Here is a 13,899-nt window from a genome sequence, read left to right as displayed (position 1 = left end):
CAGCTGTCCATTTTCTCCTTCCCATTGAAAACGACCCCTTTCTTCTTCCTTCATTATAACTTAAACTTTGTCTGGAAGATTATGGGGTCATTATAACCTTATTACCAAATATCTAAAGAAAGAAGGATATTTTGTCGTTCAATCTTTCGACGGGAAGGAAGCTTTGCATCAGTTTTCACAGAACAATTTTCATTTAATTATTTTAGATATTATGCTACCACAAATAGATGGATTGGAAGTGATGAGAAGAATCAGAGAAACAAGTACTATGCCTATCCTTCTTTTAACAGCCAAAAGAGAGGATACGGATAAGGTAATTGGATTGGGATTGGGGGCAGATGATTATATTGTGAAACCTTTTTCTGTTTTTGAGTTTGTTGCGAGAGTAAAGGCACATCTTCGTCGCTATCTCTATTTTCATACTGGCGAGGATCCTATGCACAGTGGTAAAAAAATCATGGTTCACAAAGATCTAAAGCTGGACGTAGAAAATTGCACCCTTACGAAACGGGGAGAAAAAATAGATTTGACCGCAAAGGAATATCAGATACTAAAGCTTTTTTTGAGCTATCCCAATAAGGTATTTACAAAAGAGCAAATATTTAACCAGATTTGGGGAGAAGAATTTATCGGTGATGAAAATACGGTTATGGTTCACATCAGCCGCTTACGATCAAAGATTGAAGATCAGCCAGACAAACCCAAATATATCCGAACCGTATGGGGATTGGGTTATAAATTGGGGGATGAAGCATGAATTTGGGGACTGCAATCATCTGTATCATTGTTTTTACGGTTATTTTTCTTCAAATAAAGGTTTATCGTGATCTCAATGAAATCACATCCATGATAAAAAAGATCATTGAGGGGAATATCAATCTGCGGATTCGTTTACAGACAGAGAATAAAAGTGTGCAAAACTTATCATGTCAACTTAATCTATTATTGGATCAATATCAGGAGGTATTGGAAAAAAGCAAAAAGAGTGAAGAGATGCGTAAACAACTCATTTCCAATATCTCTCATGACTTAATAACACCATTAACTTCTCTTCTTGGCTATATTGAAGTTTTAAAAAATGACCCTCATCTCAGCGAAGAAGAAAAGATCAAATATATAAATATAATTGAGCAAAAAGCGCACTCTTTAAATGAACTGATGGAACATTTTTTCCAACTTTCAAAACTGGAAGCTAAAGATGTAACTTTTCATTTAGAAAAAATCAATCTGTCACAGATTGTTAAACAGACACTTATTCTCTATTATGATGAGTTTACCAAGCTCCAAATTGAACATGTAATTTCCATGCCGAAACAGGATGTGTTTGCATTAGGCGATGTACAAGCTACCAAAAGAATCTTACATAATTTAATTTCGAATCACTTAAAATATGGGTCAGAAGGAAATCAGTTTGGTATTGAAATACGTGAAGAAAATGAAAAAGTATGGATTGATCTGTGGGATAATGGCCGCGGTATTCCAGCACATGAAATGGAAAATATTTTTGAACGGTTATATACACTAGAGCCTTCAAGAAACAAAAAGCTACAAGGAAATGGCTTGGGTTTATCGATTGTAAAACAACTGGTTGAATACCAAAAAGGAAACATTGTTGTTAAGAGTGTCCCATATGAAAAAACAGTGTTCTCTTTCTGCTTACCCAAGCCTTCTTAAGCTTTTTGTAAGACTTGTTTAAACGATGTGTAAGGAATATGTCTTATGATTCGGACATAGTCCTTTTTTATTTCAAAAACTCTACTTGAGTGAAATTCATTTTTTTGTATCTGATTCGCTCCCGTAGCGCTAAGGAGCAAAAGTTGCTCATCAAATACACAAGATATCCAATACAGCTTGATACACGAGGAGGAAATGAGAGTGGAAAAAATTCTACAGAAGATTATTTCTTGAAACTGACAGGAGGTAGCAAAAATGTGGAATCTATTGCGTAGTGAGATGTTAAAACTAAAAAATTCTTATATGCTTTTTGTTGTATTCATTGGAGGAGTTTTCATGCCAGGGCTATTGGTAATAGGCCGTCTGGTAACAAACGATGGACCGCGTGTATGGATCGAATATTTTTCCACTATTGAAACAGCTATGTTTATATTTTTAGGAATGATTTTATTCTCTTTAATTTCCAGTTATGTTTTTACAAGAGAATATACAGAAAAAACCATTAATTTTTTATTTACCTATCCAATTCATCGGACTAAAATCTTTTTTGGTAAGTTAATAGTTGTATACGCAGTCATTGTCCTGACATACTGTATTCAATTCTTAGCCATTTTAGCTACTGGGGTATTTCTTATGGAAGATTCTCTTACCTCACAAATGTTCACATCGCAGCTCAAAGCCAATGGATATTCTCTCTTGTTTCAATTTGCCTTGGTACCCATCTATACTTTATTGGGATCAGTTTACAAAAATTTAATGGTTCCCATCATTATCTCCAGTATTTGCACAGTCAGTAACTTATTGATCTTCACTTCAGATTACAAGGAATATTCTCCTTTTATGGCACCAGGACTTCCTGTATTTGCTTTAAAAAATACCACAATAAATTTTACACCTATCGTGATTATTTCTTTAAGCACTTTCTTTATTTTTCTAATTGCCAACCTTATTTATCATACAAAAGCTGATATTCATCAATAAAAAATCTAGGTTTCTCTCTTTTAAGACGACCATTGAGATACTCATTCATTTTTTATTTCCATTAGATCCAAGTTTACTAGTTTATGAAATAAAACAGTTTCATTAAATATGTATCATTCAGACATCTTTTTTATTCGAGAGCGGATATTGGAAGTTAACAAGAAGATAATGGGAAATATGATGAGATTCATTTTTGTTCGATGTTCTTTCCAATACAATGTGTAGAGGTGAGACATGCCCAAAATCATACGAATATTGGCGTGGGAAAAAGCTTATGAATACATCGCCAACGTATTTATAGAGATAGAGAAAGATTTATATGAACAAGCCAAGGCGCAGGAAGGCGGTTGGGAAGGGTTCCGGGAATTTGTGGTAGATAAAAAGGTGAAAGAAAGTGACGTGATCACTTCGTTCTATTTAAAGCCTGCCGACGGAAAAACAATCGCTACATTTCAACCTGGGCAATACTTAACCTTAAAGGCAAAAATTCCAGGCGAAACATATACACATATTCGCCACTACAGTTTATCAGATGCTCCTGGAAAGGATTATTACCGGATCAGTGTCAAACGCGAAGATGCCCGCGATAGGAACCAGCCGGAATCGTATCCAATTACCTCCATCAGCATATCCAGGAGGGGGACCATTTGGAATTTAGCTCCCCGGCTGGCGACTTCATTCTGGATACCCAAGCAAAGGATCCGGTTGTGTTAATCAGTGGAGGAGTAGGCCTGACACCGATGGTAAGCATGTTAAACACGATCGCCGAGAAACAGCCTGATCGCAAGGTGACTTACATTCATGCAGCGATCAATGGAAGGCATCATGCCATGAAAGAACACGTGGCCCGATTGGCATCCCAAAATGGCAATATCCAATCCTTTGTCTGTTATGAATCACCGACCGAAGAAGATCGGAGGGACCAGTCCTTTGATAAAGAAGGATTTATAGATAGGTATGGCTGAAGTCCATTTTGGATCCTGCACAAGGAGAGTTTTACCTATGCGGCCCCATTCCGTTTATGCAGGTCATTTACCGGGCGCTCAGGCAAATGAATGTTCCCAAAGAGCGTATCCACTTTGAGGCCTTTAGTCCCATGAGTACATTGGGTGAGAATTAAGGATATCTTCCCCATCATTTTTGGCAGAAAGTTATCTCAAAAATTCATTGACTTCCCGAATAAGATTCGATAGATTATATACAAACAATTGCATAGGAAACCTCTTTTCGTGAAGTAGAGGCGCGGCTTTTATGAGTATTCAAATCGGAGATGCAGAGAAATTGATGATGATTTGAAGAAAGGAAAAGTCGCCGAAGTTTGTTTCGCTTTCTCTGGGCGAACAAGCTGGGGCTGTTTCCGAACAGGGACAGCACTGTCACGATCAGATTGGCATCGTGGAGTGCTATCTTCAACGAAAATATGGGGTACGGTACGAATTAGTAGCAGATACTGTCCATATTTTCGGGCGGTATTTTTCTTTTTATAGGGATTAAAAATAGTGATGGAATGTCTGCTGCTTAAAAACGGGCAAAAGTCATTCAACTGAAAAAGGGAAACCGGGTTTGTCAACGATCTCGAATGTTTTTATTATTCTTGGTTCATGATGATTTGTGAAAACATGAAATGGGGAGAGAAGAAGATGTATCTACACGGAACGAGTCGAATCAATGCAAGAGGACATTTGGAAATCGGAGGCTGCGACACGGTTGAGTTGGCTCAAAGATATGGTACACCCCTTTATATCATGGATGAAGCATTGATTCGTGAAAAAATGCGTGCTTTTGTGGATGCGTTTCAAGATACAGGCCTGGCTTTTCGGGTCGCTTATGCAAGTAAAGCATTCAGTACCTTGGCGATGTGCCGGATTGTCGATGAAGAGGGGCTTATGCTGGATGTAGTGTCTGAAGGTGAATTATATACAGCTCTTTCAGCCGGTTTTCCAGCAGAACGCATTTATTTTCATGGAAATAACAAAACACCGCAGGAATTGGAATTTGCTTTGGATGAAGGGATCTACCTGTTTGTTGTCGACAATTTTGATGAGTTGATGCTGCTTGAGCACATTGCCAAAGAAAAAGAGAAAAGAGCACGGATTATTTTACGCATTACTCCTGGGGTGGAAGCATATACGCACAAATATATCCAGACTGGAAAAGAAGATTCCAAATTTGGGTTTGGTTTGGATAGCGGGCAAGCGCTGGAAGGCGTACGGCAGGCTTTGGAGTGCACTCACCTGGATTTGATGGGTTTTCATTGCCATATTGGCTCGCAGATTTTTGAGACGGAGGCCTTTCAACTGACCATTGCCAAGATGGGACAATTCATCAAGACATGCTATGAACGTTACGGATTGGTGACCCGGATCTTTAATACAGGGGGCGGCTTTGGGATTCGTTATCATAAGGACGATGCCCCCAAAGAAGCAAGAGATTATGTGCAGGCGATTGCGGAGGCAGTTCGGAAGTATCTGCATGATTTGCCAGTGCTGCCTGAAATCTGGATTGAACCAGGTCGGTATATCGTTGGAGAAGCAGGAACTACCTTATATACCATTGGGGCTATCAAGGAAGTGCCAGGAATTCGCAAGTATGTTTCTATCGATGGAGGAATGTCAGATAATTTGCGGCCCGCTTTATATCAGGCGAAATATGAAGCAATGCTCGCCAATCGTGCTCAGGAAAGTGCAACGGAAACGGTCACCATTGCTGGAAAGGCATGTGAGGAAGGCGATATTTTAATTTGGGATTTAAAGTTGCCACAAGTAAAACAGGGAGATATTTTGGCTGTAAACTGTACGGGAGCGTATAATTTTTCCATGGCCAACAACTATAATCGTGTGCGTCGACCGGCTGTTCTGTTTGTTAAAGACGGGCAAGCTGAAGTGGTCGTCGAACGTGAAACACTCCAGGATGTCATCGCACGTGATCGAATTCCTGCCCGTTTGGCTCCTAAAAAGGCCAGTGTTACGGTGGGCTAACGATGGTCATGAGGAAAATCAGAATGATATGAAAGCAAAAAATGAAGCATCAGGATGACTGCAAAGAAGGAGCATGAATCACTTGTTATAAGCTATGTCACTCCTTGTTCTGTCACATTTTTGTGCCAATTGGGAGGAACATAGCTTTTTCATTTGGGTATGTGATATGATGAAAATGAAATAAGCCCCTGTAAGGAAGGGAGGATATACATGAGCAAGCATCGTTGGCTCCGAGTGCTGGCTGTATTAACGGTGATCGGCTCTTATCTGATGCTCATTATGGGAGCCATTGTAACCAAAACGGGTTCTGGAGAAGGATGCGGAAACTCCTGGCCTTTTTGCCACGGTGAACTCATTCCTGCATCGTTTCCCATGGAGACCATTATCGAATACAGTCATCGGATCGTTTCAGGAGGAGTTGGGCTTCTGATTGTTGCTCTGGTGATTTGGGCATGGAAAGCCTATCCCGACAGCAGACGAGTCAAGATTTTTTCTTTTTTGAGTGTGTTTTTTGTGGTTTTTCAAGGGGCTTTAGGGGCATTGACTGTTGTGTTTAGAGGTCCTTTTGCCAAAAAAGCGGCTTTGTCTCTCCACTTTGGATTTTCGTTGATGTGTTTTGCCAGTGTTGTGATGTTAACCATTCATCTATTCCAGTTGAAACATGGTCGAACACCAGAACAGGAAACAGCCAAAATCAAAGACGAAAAGCCTGTGTCCAAGCGATTGCAATATGGTGTGTGGGGACTGGCTGTATACACTTATTTGGTGGTGTATACAGGAGCATTGGTTCGTCATACGCAGGCGACCATGGCATGCGGTTTTGAATTTCCATTGTGTGGGAAGCAGTTTTTGCCTGGCCTGGCCAATTTGGAAGGCATTCATATGTTACACCGGTATGCGGGAATCTCATTGTGGTTCATTACCCTTGTTTTTCTGTGGGTAATCATTCGTCATTACCGCATTCGTGAAGATTTGCACAAAGGAATATGGCTCGCTTTTCTGTTTATTACCTTACAAGCCGTAAGTGGAATACTGACCGTACTTTCTGGCGGTCAGGTACTCGTTGCGCTGGTCCATACAACCGTCATCTCGATTTATTTCTCTGTCCTTTGCTATTTGTGCATGCAGGCAGGATGGCCAGGGGGAGCACGTTTTGATAAAGAAACACCGGTATTGCAATCTTAAATATAGACAATACTTTTAGATTCAGATATACTCAAACTAAAAAATGTATAAATGTTCATCCTTCGGGGCAGGGTGGAATTCCCGACCGGCGGTGATGGCAACGGATGTTGTCTTAGCCCGTGACCCGCAATCTGCGGTGGATTCGGTGAAACTCCGAAGCCGACAGTAACAGTCTGGATGGGAGAAGGATGTTATAGGCACTTGGAACCTTACTACTCGTTTTGGGTTGAACCATTAGCCAAGTTTGTTGACAAGCGTAAGAACTTCTTTTCCATTTCCTGTTTTTTAATGAGTCAGCAACCTCCAATGTAAACTTCTGTTAGAAAATAGTTGACAGAGTTTCTATTGGAATAGTGGCCTTGATATTGGACAGACTGTCAACAGGCTTTGTGATCTAATATTCCTTTGTGAATGTTTGATCATTTTGTGATGGTTCAGCCAATGTCAAAAAAACGAGTAGTCAAAGGTTTATTTGCGCATACTCATTTTTCCCATCGACAACTCTGCCCTGATTCTGTGAAGGATCAGGGCTTTTTTGTTCCTGAAAGCCAAAGGAGGGACGCGATGAAAACGCATGAAGATTGGATGCGTTTAGCTTGGCAACTGGCACAGTCAACAGCAGGACAAACCGCACCCAATCCAATGGTGGGAGCTGTGGTGGTCAAAGATGGATATATGGTGGGTTCTGGAGCGCATCTGAGAGCCGGAACCCCACACGCTGAAGTTCATGCCTTAAACATGGCTGGTGAGCAGGCAAAAGAGGCAACATTGTACGTCACACTTGAACCTTGCAATCACTATGGCCGGACACCCCCCTGTACCGAAAAAATATTGGACAGTGGGATCAAACGAGTGGTGATTGGTTCCCTTGATCCAGATCCGTTAGTGGCAGGCAAAGGAGTGGAGCGTCTGAGAGAAGCCGGACTGGAGGTTATTCTCGGGGTTTGTGAAAAAGAGTGTCAGCGTTTAAATGAAGCATATTTTCATCACCGGCGTACAGGACATCCTTTTGTGACCTTGAAAATGGCCATGACACTCGATGGAAAGATTGCAACAATACAGGGAGATAGCAAATGGATTACCAACGAAGAGTCGCGGCAGATGGTGCATCAATTGCGTCGGCAGTATGATGCCATTTTGGTCGGAGTAGGAACCGTGCTAAAAGATGATCCACGCTTGACGAGTCGCCTGGAAGCGGGCGGAATCCACCCACTTCGGGTCATTTTGGACAGTCGGTTGCGGACGCCTGTCGATGCGGCGATTACAGATACTTCTGTAGCCCCTACCTGGATTTTTACGACAGAGGGTAGGGATCCAGAGAAAGAACGCCAATTAACGGCCAAAGGAGTCAGGATTATTTCCACAGGCATGGGGCCGTTGGTGGATCTGGATGTCGTGTTAAGTGAATTGGGACGCCATGGAATCCTTTCTCTGCTGGTTGAAGGTGGGGGAGAAGTGAATGCAGCGTTTCTACATGGGAATTATGTGCAAAAAGTAATCGCTTTTGTTGCCCCGAAACTGTTGGGCGGAAGACAGAGCCGTACGGCTGTGGAAGGAGAAAATCCGCTCTATATGTCGGAAGCAAAGTGCTTGAAAGAGATACATGTTGAGCGCTACGGCGATGATCTGTGTGTGATTGGTTATTTATAAAAGAAGGAGCGTGAACCATGTTTACAGGACTCGTCGAAGAAGTGGGAAAGGTGCGCCAGGTACGAAAATCAGGCATGGCAATGGAAATCATGATTGCTTGCCAAAAGGTACTGGAAGGAACAGGGATTGGAGATAGCATCGCAGTCAATGGTGTTTGTTTGACGGTTACCCGATTGGGGAGCGATTTTTTTACCGCTGATGTGATGCCGGAAACAGTGAAGCGCACTCAATTTCATTCATTGAAGCCGGATTCGCCGGTTAATTTGGAACGGGCGGTAGCAGCTGGCCAGCGAATGGGTGGCCATTTTGTTCAAGGGCATGTAGATGGAGTCGGTGTGTTGGAAGAGCGCAGACCCTATGAAAATGCTACATTGTTTCGTTTCCGTGTTCCTGAAGAGTTGACGCATTTCATGGTGGAGAAAGGATCTGTTGCCGTCAATGGGATTAGTTTAACTTTGGTGGATGTTGGATCCGACTTTTTTACTGTTTCTGTGATCCCGCATACCCTTCAGCAAACGCAGTTACAATATGCAAAAATAGGTGATCCCGTCAATATTGAATGTGACATGATTGCCAAATATTTGGCTAAATGGGTAGGAAAAGAAAAGAAAACAGCCTCTCAGCTTACGGTCGAGAAACTGAAAGAAGTTGGATTTATGTGATGGAAGGGGGCACAAACAAATGAGTATCTTCCATACCATTGAGGAAGCATTGGAAGACCTGAAACAAGGTAAAATGATTATCGTTGTGGATGATGAAGACCGGGAAAATGAAGGAGATTTGGTTGCCTTAGCGGAAAAAGCAACACCAGAAGTCATTAATTTCATGATTACACATGGTCGGGGTTTGGTTTGTGTACCTCTAACGGAAGAGCGTGCGGAAGAATTGGACCTGCCACTCATGGTACATCATAACACGGATCGGCATGGTACGGCATTTACCGTTTCAGTGGATGCTGTGAATACCACTACTGGCATTTCCGCTTATGAACGCGCAGAAACCATTCGGCAACTGATTGATCCGAGCAAGCAGCCTCATGATTTTCGGCGCCCAGGACATATTTTCCCTCTGGTCGCTCGCAAAGGAGGCGTTTTGCGCCGGGCAGGCCATACGGAAGCAGCGGTGGATTTGGCGCGACTGTGCGGGGCTTATCCGGCAGGTGTAATTTGTGAAGTCATCAAAGAAGACGGAACGATGGCACGAGTGCCAGACCTAAAAAAGATGGCTGACCAATTTCAATTGAAGATGATTACCATTCAGGACCTTATCCAATTCCGGAGTCGGACAGAAAAGCTGGTAGAACGGGTTGTCTCTGTTCATATGCCCACAGAGTTTGGGATCTTCCAAATGGTAGGTTATTCAAATCAAGTGGACCATAAAGAGCATGTCGCCCTGGTAAAAGGAGAAATTGATCCGGATGAGCCAGTATTGGTGCGAGTCCATTCCGAATGTTTGACTGGCGATGTATTTGGTTCCAGGCGTTGTGATTGTGGCCCGCAGCTTCATGCCGCTTTACAGCAGATTGAACAAGCAGGAAAAGGTGTTTTATTATATATGCGTCAAGAGGGTAGAGGCATTGGTTTGCTCAATAAATTGAAGGCATATAAACTGCAGGAAGAGGGCTTCGACACTGTCGAGGCAAACTTGAAGCTCGGTTTCCGTGCCGATTTGCGGGAATATGGGATTGGTGCCCAGATTTTGCATGACCTCGGTGTACGCAAAATACGCTTGCTCACCAATAATCCACGGAAGATTACCGGATTGAAAGGACATGGACTGGAAGTGGTTGAAGTGGTTCCGCTTCAATTACCTGTCAATGAAAATAACCGCAAATATATGATGACCAAAAAGGAAAAACTGGGACATTTACTGCATTTATAAGGAGGAACCAATCATGATTGGAAAAGTATACGAAGGAAATTTGGTGGCTTCTGGATTGAAATTTGCTATTGTTGTCAGTCGTTTTAATGATTTTATTACAACGAAATTGCTAGAAGGAGCCAAAGATGCATTAAAGCGCCATGGAGCTGATGAAGGATCCGTGGATATTGCCTGGGTACCTGGTGCATTTGAGATTCCAATGATCGCCGATCAGTTGGCGGCTTCTGGAAAATATGATGCAGTGATCACATTGGGAGCTGTCATCCGTGGAGCTACCAGCCATTATGACTATGTATGCAATGAAGCAGCGAAAGGAATTGCTGCTGCCAGTGTTCGACATGGTGTTCCTGTCATTTTTGGTGTGATTACGGTGGAAAACATTGAACAAGCCATTGAACGGGCAGGTACCAAAGCAGGCAACAAAGGCTGGGAAGCAGCTGTCAGTGCGATTGAAATGGCCAATCTGCAAAAAGTGTTGATGAAATAAGTGTAGAAAGCCGTGATCGACCATCGTGGATATCAAGATTAAACTGGATATGTTTGAAGGGCCGCTTGATCTGTTGCTTCATTTGATCGAAAAGGCAGAAGTTGATATTTATGAGATTTCGATTGCCAAGATTACCAGCCAATATATGCAAGTACTGGCGGAGGCAAAAGAGTTGCAATTGGAGATTGCCAGTGAGTTTTTGGTAATGGCGGCAACTCTGTTGGCGATTAAAAGTCGCATGTTGTTGCCCAAGCAGGAAATCCTGGAAGATGAACAACTGATCGAGGAAGATGAGTGGATTGTAGATCCGCGTGAAGAGTTAATCGAGCGGCTGTTGGAGTATAAAAGGTACAAGCGCTTGGGTGAGTTGTTAAGAGAAAGGGAAGAAGCACGAAGCAAAGTGTATACTCGGCCACCCATGGACCTCACTCCCTATGCACCTGATCCCAATCCAGTGGAAGGTTTGACTGTTGATGACCTGCTCCAGGCATTTGTCGATGTCTTGAAAACACATAAACAATCAGAGCCGATGACCAAGGTAGCTCGTGAAGAAATCTCGGTCAGTGCACGGATGGACGAGATTTATCAGCAGCTTTTACGAGAGGGTAAACTGATTTTCTCCAAACTGCTTCGTTGGAGTGAAATTACAAAAGAACGAGTGATTACAACCTTTTTGGCCCTCCTGGAGCTTATGAAGCTAAAGAAAATCATCTGCTACCAGGATCAACTGTTTGGAGAAATTTTTATCGAGCAGCTGGAAGGGAAGGGGAGTGAAGCATGAAAGCAGAAGAAATGAAGTCGGTGATCGAAGGACTCCTTTTTGCTTCAGGCGAAGAAGGGTTGAGTTTGAAAGAATTGGCCGATGTGATTGGGATATCCAAGCAAGAAGTACAGTATTTAATCAACGAAATGCAGATAGAGTGGAATCAGCAGCAACGTGGTATTCAGATTGTGAAAGTGGCACAGGTTTACCAGTTAACCACTCTTCCTGAGCATGCTCCATATTTTGAGCGTCTGGCGCAAGCTCCTTCCCGTTCCCAGCTATCACGTGCGGCACTGGAAACGTTGGCGATCATTGCTTATCGCCAACCTGTCACCCGACTGGAAATAGAGGAGATCCGTGGAGTAAAAAGCGACCGGACTGTGCAGGTTTTGCAGCGCAAAGGCCTGATTCGGGAAGTAGGACGGGCAGAAGGAGCAGGCCGCCCCATCTTATATGGTACGACCAAAGAATTCTTAGAGTATTTTGGACTTAATCACATTGATGAACTTCCGCCACCTGACTCGATTTTTAACTGGCAAGAGTGGGAGCAGGACCGGCAAGATCTATTTAAGCGCTTGGGCGTTGAAAAGTCCCCAACAACAGAAGAAGAGTCAGCTGTAGCGGAAACACAAGCAGAGCAGGAAGAAAAAGTGGAGGTTTAGGAAATAGTATAGTTGGAAATGAACCTGGCATGATCCAAGAAGTGCTAGGTTTATTTCCATATGTTAAATTATTTCATAGGGATACGATTGACAATCATGCAAATGGAAAGTCTTCAGATTGACAACTTGGTTTCATGTCTTGTTAACCTTTCTAGAAGCAGAAAGAAAGAGGTAGCTGAACCGTGAACATGATTTCATTTACTTATCCATCCTTAGATGGTACAAAGATTGCAGCAAATAAATGGTTGACGGGTCAGAAAGCGAAAGGAGTTGTGCAAATTGCCCATGGAATGGCGGAACATTCCAGGCGTTACCATGCTTTTGCCACATTTTTAACCCGGGAAGGCTACATGGTTTATGCCAATGATCACCGAGGACATGGGGAAACAGCTGGATCTAAAGAAAACCTGGGGTATTTTGCTGATGAGAATGGTTGGGAACAGGTTGTTGATGATCTGCATGAGCTTACGAAAATCATCAAAAAGGAACAACCTGGTTTACCTGTTTTTTTATTGGGGCATAGTATGGGTTCATTCCTTTCGCGCAGATATATCCAAAAATATGGAAATGAAGTGGCTGGCGTGATTTTATCAGGGACAGGTTCATATCCGGGATTATTGGGAGATATAGGGCGGCTACTGGCAAAATGGATAATGAGATGGAGAGGCAAAAAGGCAAGAAGTAAGCTATTCCATCAGCTTTCATTTGGAAAATTTAATAAACCATTCAAGCCAAACCGTACTCCATTTGACTGGCTTACCCGTGATGAAAAGGAAGTGGATCGGTACATGGAAGATCCATATTGTGGGGAGTTGGCAACAATCAGCTTTTATCATGATTTGTTGATGGGGATGAAAGAAATGGATCAGCCCGATCGATTGCGCTTGGTTCCCAAGGATCTACCCATCTTTTTCATCTCTGGTGAGAAAGATCCAGTCGGTCATAATACAAAAGGAGTACTGGAAACCATTCATCGTTATCAGCAAGCTGGTATTACAAACCTGTGCTATAAATTTTATAAAGAAGCCAGACATGAAATACTCAATGAATTAAATCGCGAAGAGGTATATCAAGATATCGTTCGTTGGCTAAATAAGCAATTAAACCCTGCTCGTGAACTGGAAATGTAAGAATTTTTGAGGGAAATGAGATGATCCTGAAAATATGGATGCATTTCTCCCGGCTTCGGGATGGGTTCCTTCCTCCGTGACGACTTTTGTATCATCACACTCACTCCGTAAGGAACCCATCCCTCCGCATTATAGTAAACAGAACACCTTTTTCATCCCTCTAATATGTTGCTCGGTAACATGAGGGTCTGTCGACAAACCCTGTTCTCCTGTTCCAAGTGAAGTTGTCACATGATTAAAACACTCCCACTACCACCTACCTGTATCTTTGCAAAAAACCCCATTTATTCATATATAATTCAGAATAATATTAATATTATTTTATTTTATTTAGGTATTGCATTTTGTTTAAGAGGCTGATATATTATTTAATCGTCAGCGGTAAAAATAAATGAAAAAACAAGTGATCCATTTGGGGCTATAGCTCAGCTGGGAGAGCACCTGCCTTGCAAGCAGGGGGTCAGCGGTTCGAATCCGCTTAGCTCCACCAGGAATATGGAGGGATACC

14 protein-coding genes, 1 tRNA gene and 2 riboswitches are annotated in these 13,899 nt (G+C 42.5%); all 15 genes read left to right on the top strand.

Annotation, left to right across the window (positions count from 1 at the left end):
• Positions 1–67 precede the first annotated feature (67 nt).
• The 15 genes from BMZ78_RS17705 to BMZ78_RS17640 all read left to right on the top strand — a co-directional run bounded on the left by BMZ78_RS17705 (position 68) and on the right by BMZ78_RS17640 (position 13,881).
• On the top strand, positions 68–757 hold the full coding sequence (locus BMZ78_RS17705) for a response regulator transcription factor (RefSeq protein WP_093231721.1): 690 nt from the start codon (positions 68–70) through the stop codon (positions 755–757).
• A gap of 209 nt (positions 758–966) precedes the next feature.
• Positions 967–1,674, top strand: a complete 708-nt coding sequence (locus BMZ78_RS17700) for a sensor histidine kinase (protein ID WP_175482555.1) — start codon at positions 967–969, stop codon at positions 1,672–1,674.
• Between the two features lie 255 nt (positions 1,675–1,929).
• A complete protein-coding gene (locus BMZ78_RS17695; protein ID WP_093231719.1) occupies positions 1,930–2,655 on the top strand; it encodes an ABC transporter permease in 726 nt (241 codons plus the stop codon).
• A 234-nt stretch (positions 2,656–2,889) separates the two neighbouring features.
• On the top strand, positions 2,890–3,369 hold the full coding sequence (locus BMZ78_RS19285) for an NO-inducible flavohemoprotein (RefSeq protein ID WP_245739930.1): 480 nt from the start codon (positions 2,890–2,892) through the stop codon (positions 3,367–3,369).
• Positions 3,303–3,620: an NO-inducible flavohemoprotein gene (locus BMZ78_RS19280; RefSeq protein WP_245739929.1), complete on the top strand. Its 318-nt coding sequence runs from the start codon at positions 3,303–3,305 to the stop codon at positions 3,618–3,620. Before BMZ78_RS19285 ends, BMZ78_RS19280 begins: the two co-directional genes overlap by 67 nt.
• A 262-nt stretch (positions 3,621–3,882) precedes the next feature.
• A riboswitch (Lysine riboswitch) is annotated at positions 3,883–4,069 on the top strand.
• 226 nt (positions 4,070–4,295) lie between these two features.
• Positions 4,296–5,633 carry a diaminopimelate decarboxylase gene (gene lysA / locus BMZ78_RS17685; RefSeq protein WP_093231718.1) on the top strand — a complete coding sequence of 446 codons (1,338 nt, stop codon included), beginning with the start codon at positions 4,296–4,298 and terminating at the stop codon, positions 5,631–5,633.
• Between the two features lie 210 nt (positions 5,634–5,843).
• Entirely contained in the window at positions 5,844–6,818 is a 975-nt protein-coding gene (locus BMZ78_RS17680; RefSeq protein WP_093231717.1) for a COX15/CtaA family protein, read from the top strand.
• A gap of 54 nt (positions 6,819–6,872) precedes the next feature.
• Positions 6,873–7,011, top strand: a riboswitch (FMN riboswitch).
• Between the two features lie 371 nt (positions 7,012–7,382).
• Positions 7,383–8,468: a bifunctional diaminohydroxyphosphoribosylaminopyrimidine deaminase/5-amino-6-(5-phosphoribosylamino)uracil reductase RibD gene (gene ribD / locus BMZ78_RS17675; RefSeq protein WP_093231716.1), complete on the top strand. Its 1,086-nt coding sequence runs from the start codon at positions 7,383–7,385 to the stop codon at positions 8,466–8,468.
• A gap of 17 nt (positions 8,469–8,485) precedes the next feature.
• Positions 8,486–9,130, top strand: coding sequence for a riboflavin synthase (gene ribE, locus BMZ78_RS17670; RefSeq protein WP_093231715.1), 645 nt, complete (start codon positions 8,486–8,488; stop codon positions 9,128–9,130).
• A gap of 25 nt (positions 9,131–9,155) precedes the next feature.
• Positions 9,156–10,349: a bifunctional 3,4-dihydroxy-2-butanone-4-phosphate synthase/GTP cyclohydrolase II gene (locus BMZ78_RS17665; protein ID WP_093231723.1), complete on the top strand. Its 1,194-nt coding sequence runs from the start codon at positions 9,156–9,158 to the stop codon at positions 10,347–10,349.
• A 13-nt stretch (positions 10,350–10,362) separates the two neighbouring features.
• Positions 10,363–10,836: a 6,7-dimethyl-8-ribityllumazine synthase gene (gene ribH, locus BMZ78_RS17660; RefSeq protein ID WP_139203362.1), complete on the top strand. Its 474-nt coding sequence runs from the start codon at positions 10,363–10,365 to the stop codon at positions 10,834–10,836.
• Positions 10,837–10,861: 25 nt separating this feature from the next.
• A complete protein-coding gene (locus tag BMZ78_RS17655; protein WP_093231714.1) occupies positions 10,862–11,617 on the top strand; it encodes a segregation and condensation protein A in 756 nt (251 codons plus the stop codon).
• The gene (gene scpB / locus BMZ78_RS17650; protein WP_093231713.1) at positions 11,614–12,261 is read left to right on the top strand and encodes an SMC-Scp complex subunit ScpB; all 648 of its coding nucleotides are present in this window, start codon (positions 11,614–11,616) and stop codon (positions 12,259–12,261) included. The genes BMZ78_RS17655 and scpB overlap by 4 nt, the downstream gene beginning before the upstream one ends.
• 188 nt (positions 12,262–12,449) lie before the next feature.
• Positions 12,450–13,391: an alpha/beta hydrolase gene (locus BMZ78_RS17645; RefSeq protein ID WP_175482556.1), complete on the top strand. Its 942-nt coding sequence runs from the start codon at positions 12,450–12,452 to the stop codon at positions 13,389–13,391.
• Between the two features lie 414 nt (positions 13,392–13,805).
• Positions 13,806–13,881, top strand: a tRNA-Ala gene (locus BMZ78_RS17640).
• The last annotated feature ends 18 nt before the right edge of the window (positions 13,882–13,899 follow it).

The organism is Thermoflavimicrobium dichotomicum, assembly GCF_900114055.1.
Taxonomy (GTDB): domain Bacteria; phylum Bacillota; class Bacilli; order Thermoactinomycetales; family Thermoactinomycetaceae; genus Thermoflavimicrobium; species Thermoflavimicrobium dichotomicum.
The sequence above is the reverse complement of the archived record's forward strand: the minus strand, read 5'-3'. Positions and strand labels throughout refer to the sequence as shown.

Bases quoted from the DNA above. Each gene is read 5' to 3' on its own strand.
- BMZ78_RS17695 (WP_093231719.1), top strand. From the start codon at position 1,930: ATGTGGAATCTATTGCGTAGTGAGATGTTAAAACTAAAAAATTCTTAT.
- BMZ78_RS19285 (WP_245739930.1), top strand. From the start codon at position 2,890: ATGCCCAAAATCATACGAATATTGGCGTGGGAAAAAGCTTATGAATAC.
- lysA (WP_093231718.1), top strand. From the start codon at position 4,296: ATGTATCTACACGGAACGAGTCGAATCAATGCAAGAGGACATTTGGAA.
- BMZ78_RS17680 (WP_093231717.1), top strand. From the start codon at position 5,844: ATGAGCAAGCATCGTTGGCTCCGAGTGCTGGCTGTATTAACGGTGATC.
- ribD (WP_093231716.1), top strand. From the start codon at position 7,383: ATGAAAACGCATGAAGATTGGATGCGTTTAGCTTGGCAACTGGCACAG.
- ribE (WP_093231715.1), top strand. From the start codon at position 8,486: ATGTTTACAGGACTCGTCGAAGAAGTGGGAAAGGTGCGCCAGGTACGA.
- ribH (WP_139203362.1), top strand. From the start codon at position 10,363: ATGATTGGAAAAGTATACGAAGGAAATTTGGTGGCTTCTGGATTGAAA.
- scpB (WP_093231713.1), top strand. From the start codon at position 11,614: ATGAAAGCAGAAGAAATGAAGTCGGTGATCGAAGGACTCCTTTTTGCT.
- BMZ78_RS17645 (WP_175482556.1), top strand. From the start codon at position 12,450: ATGATTTCATTTACTTATCCATCCTTAGATGGTACAAAGATTGCAGCA.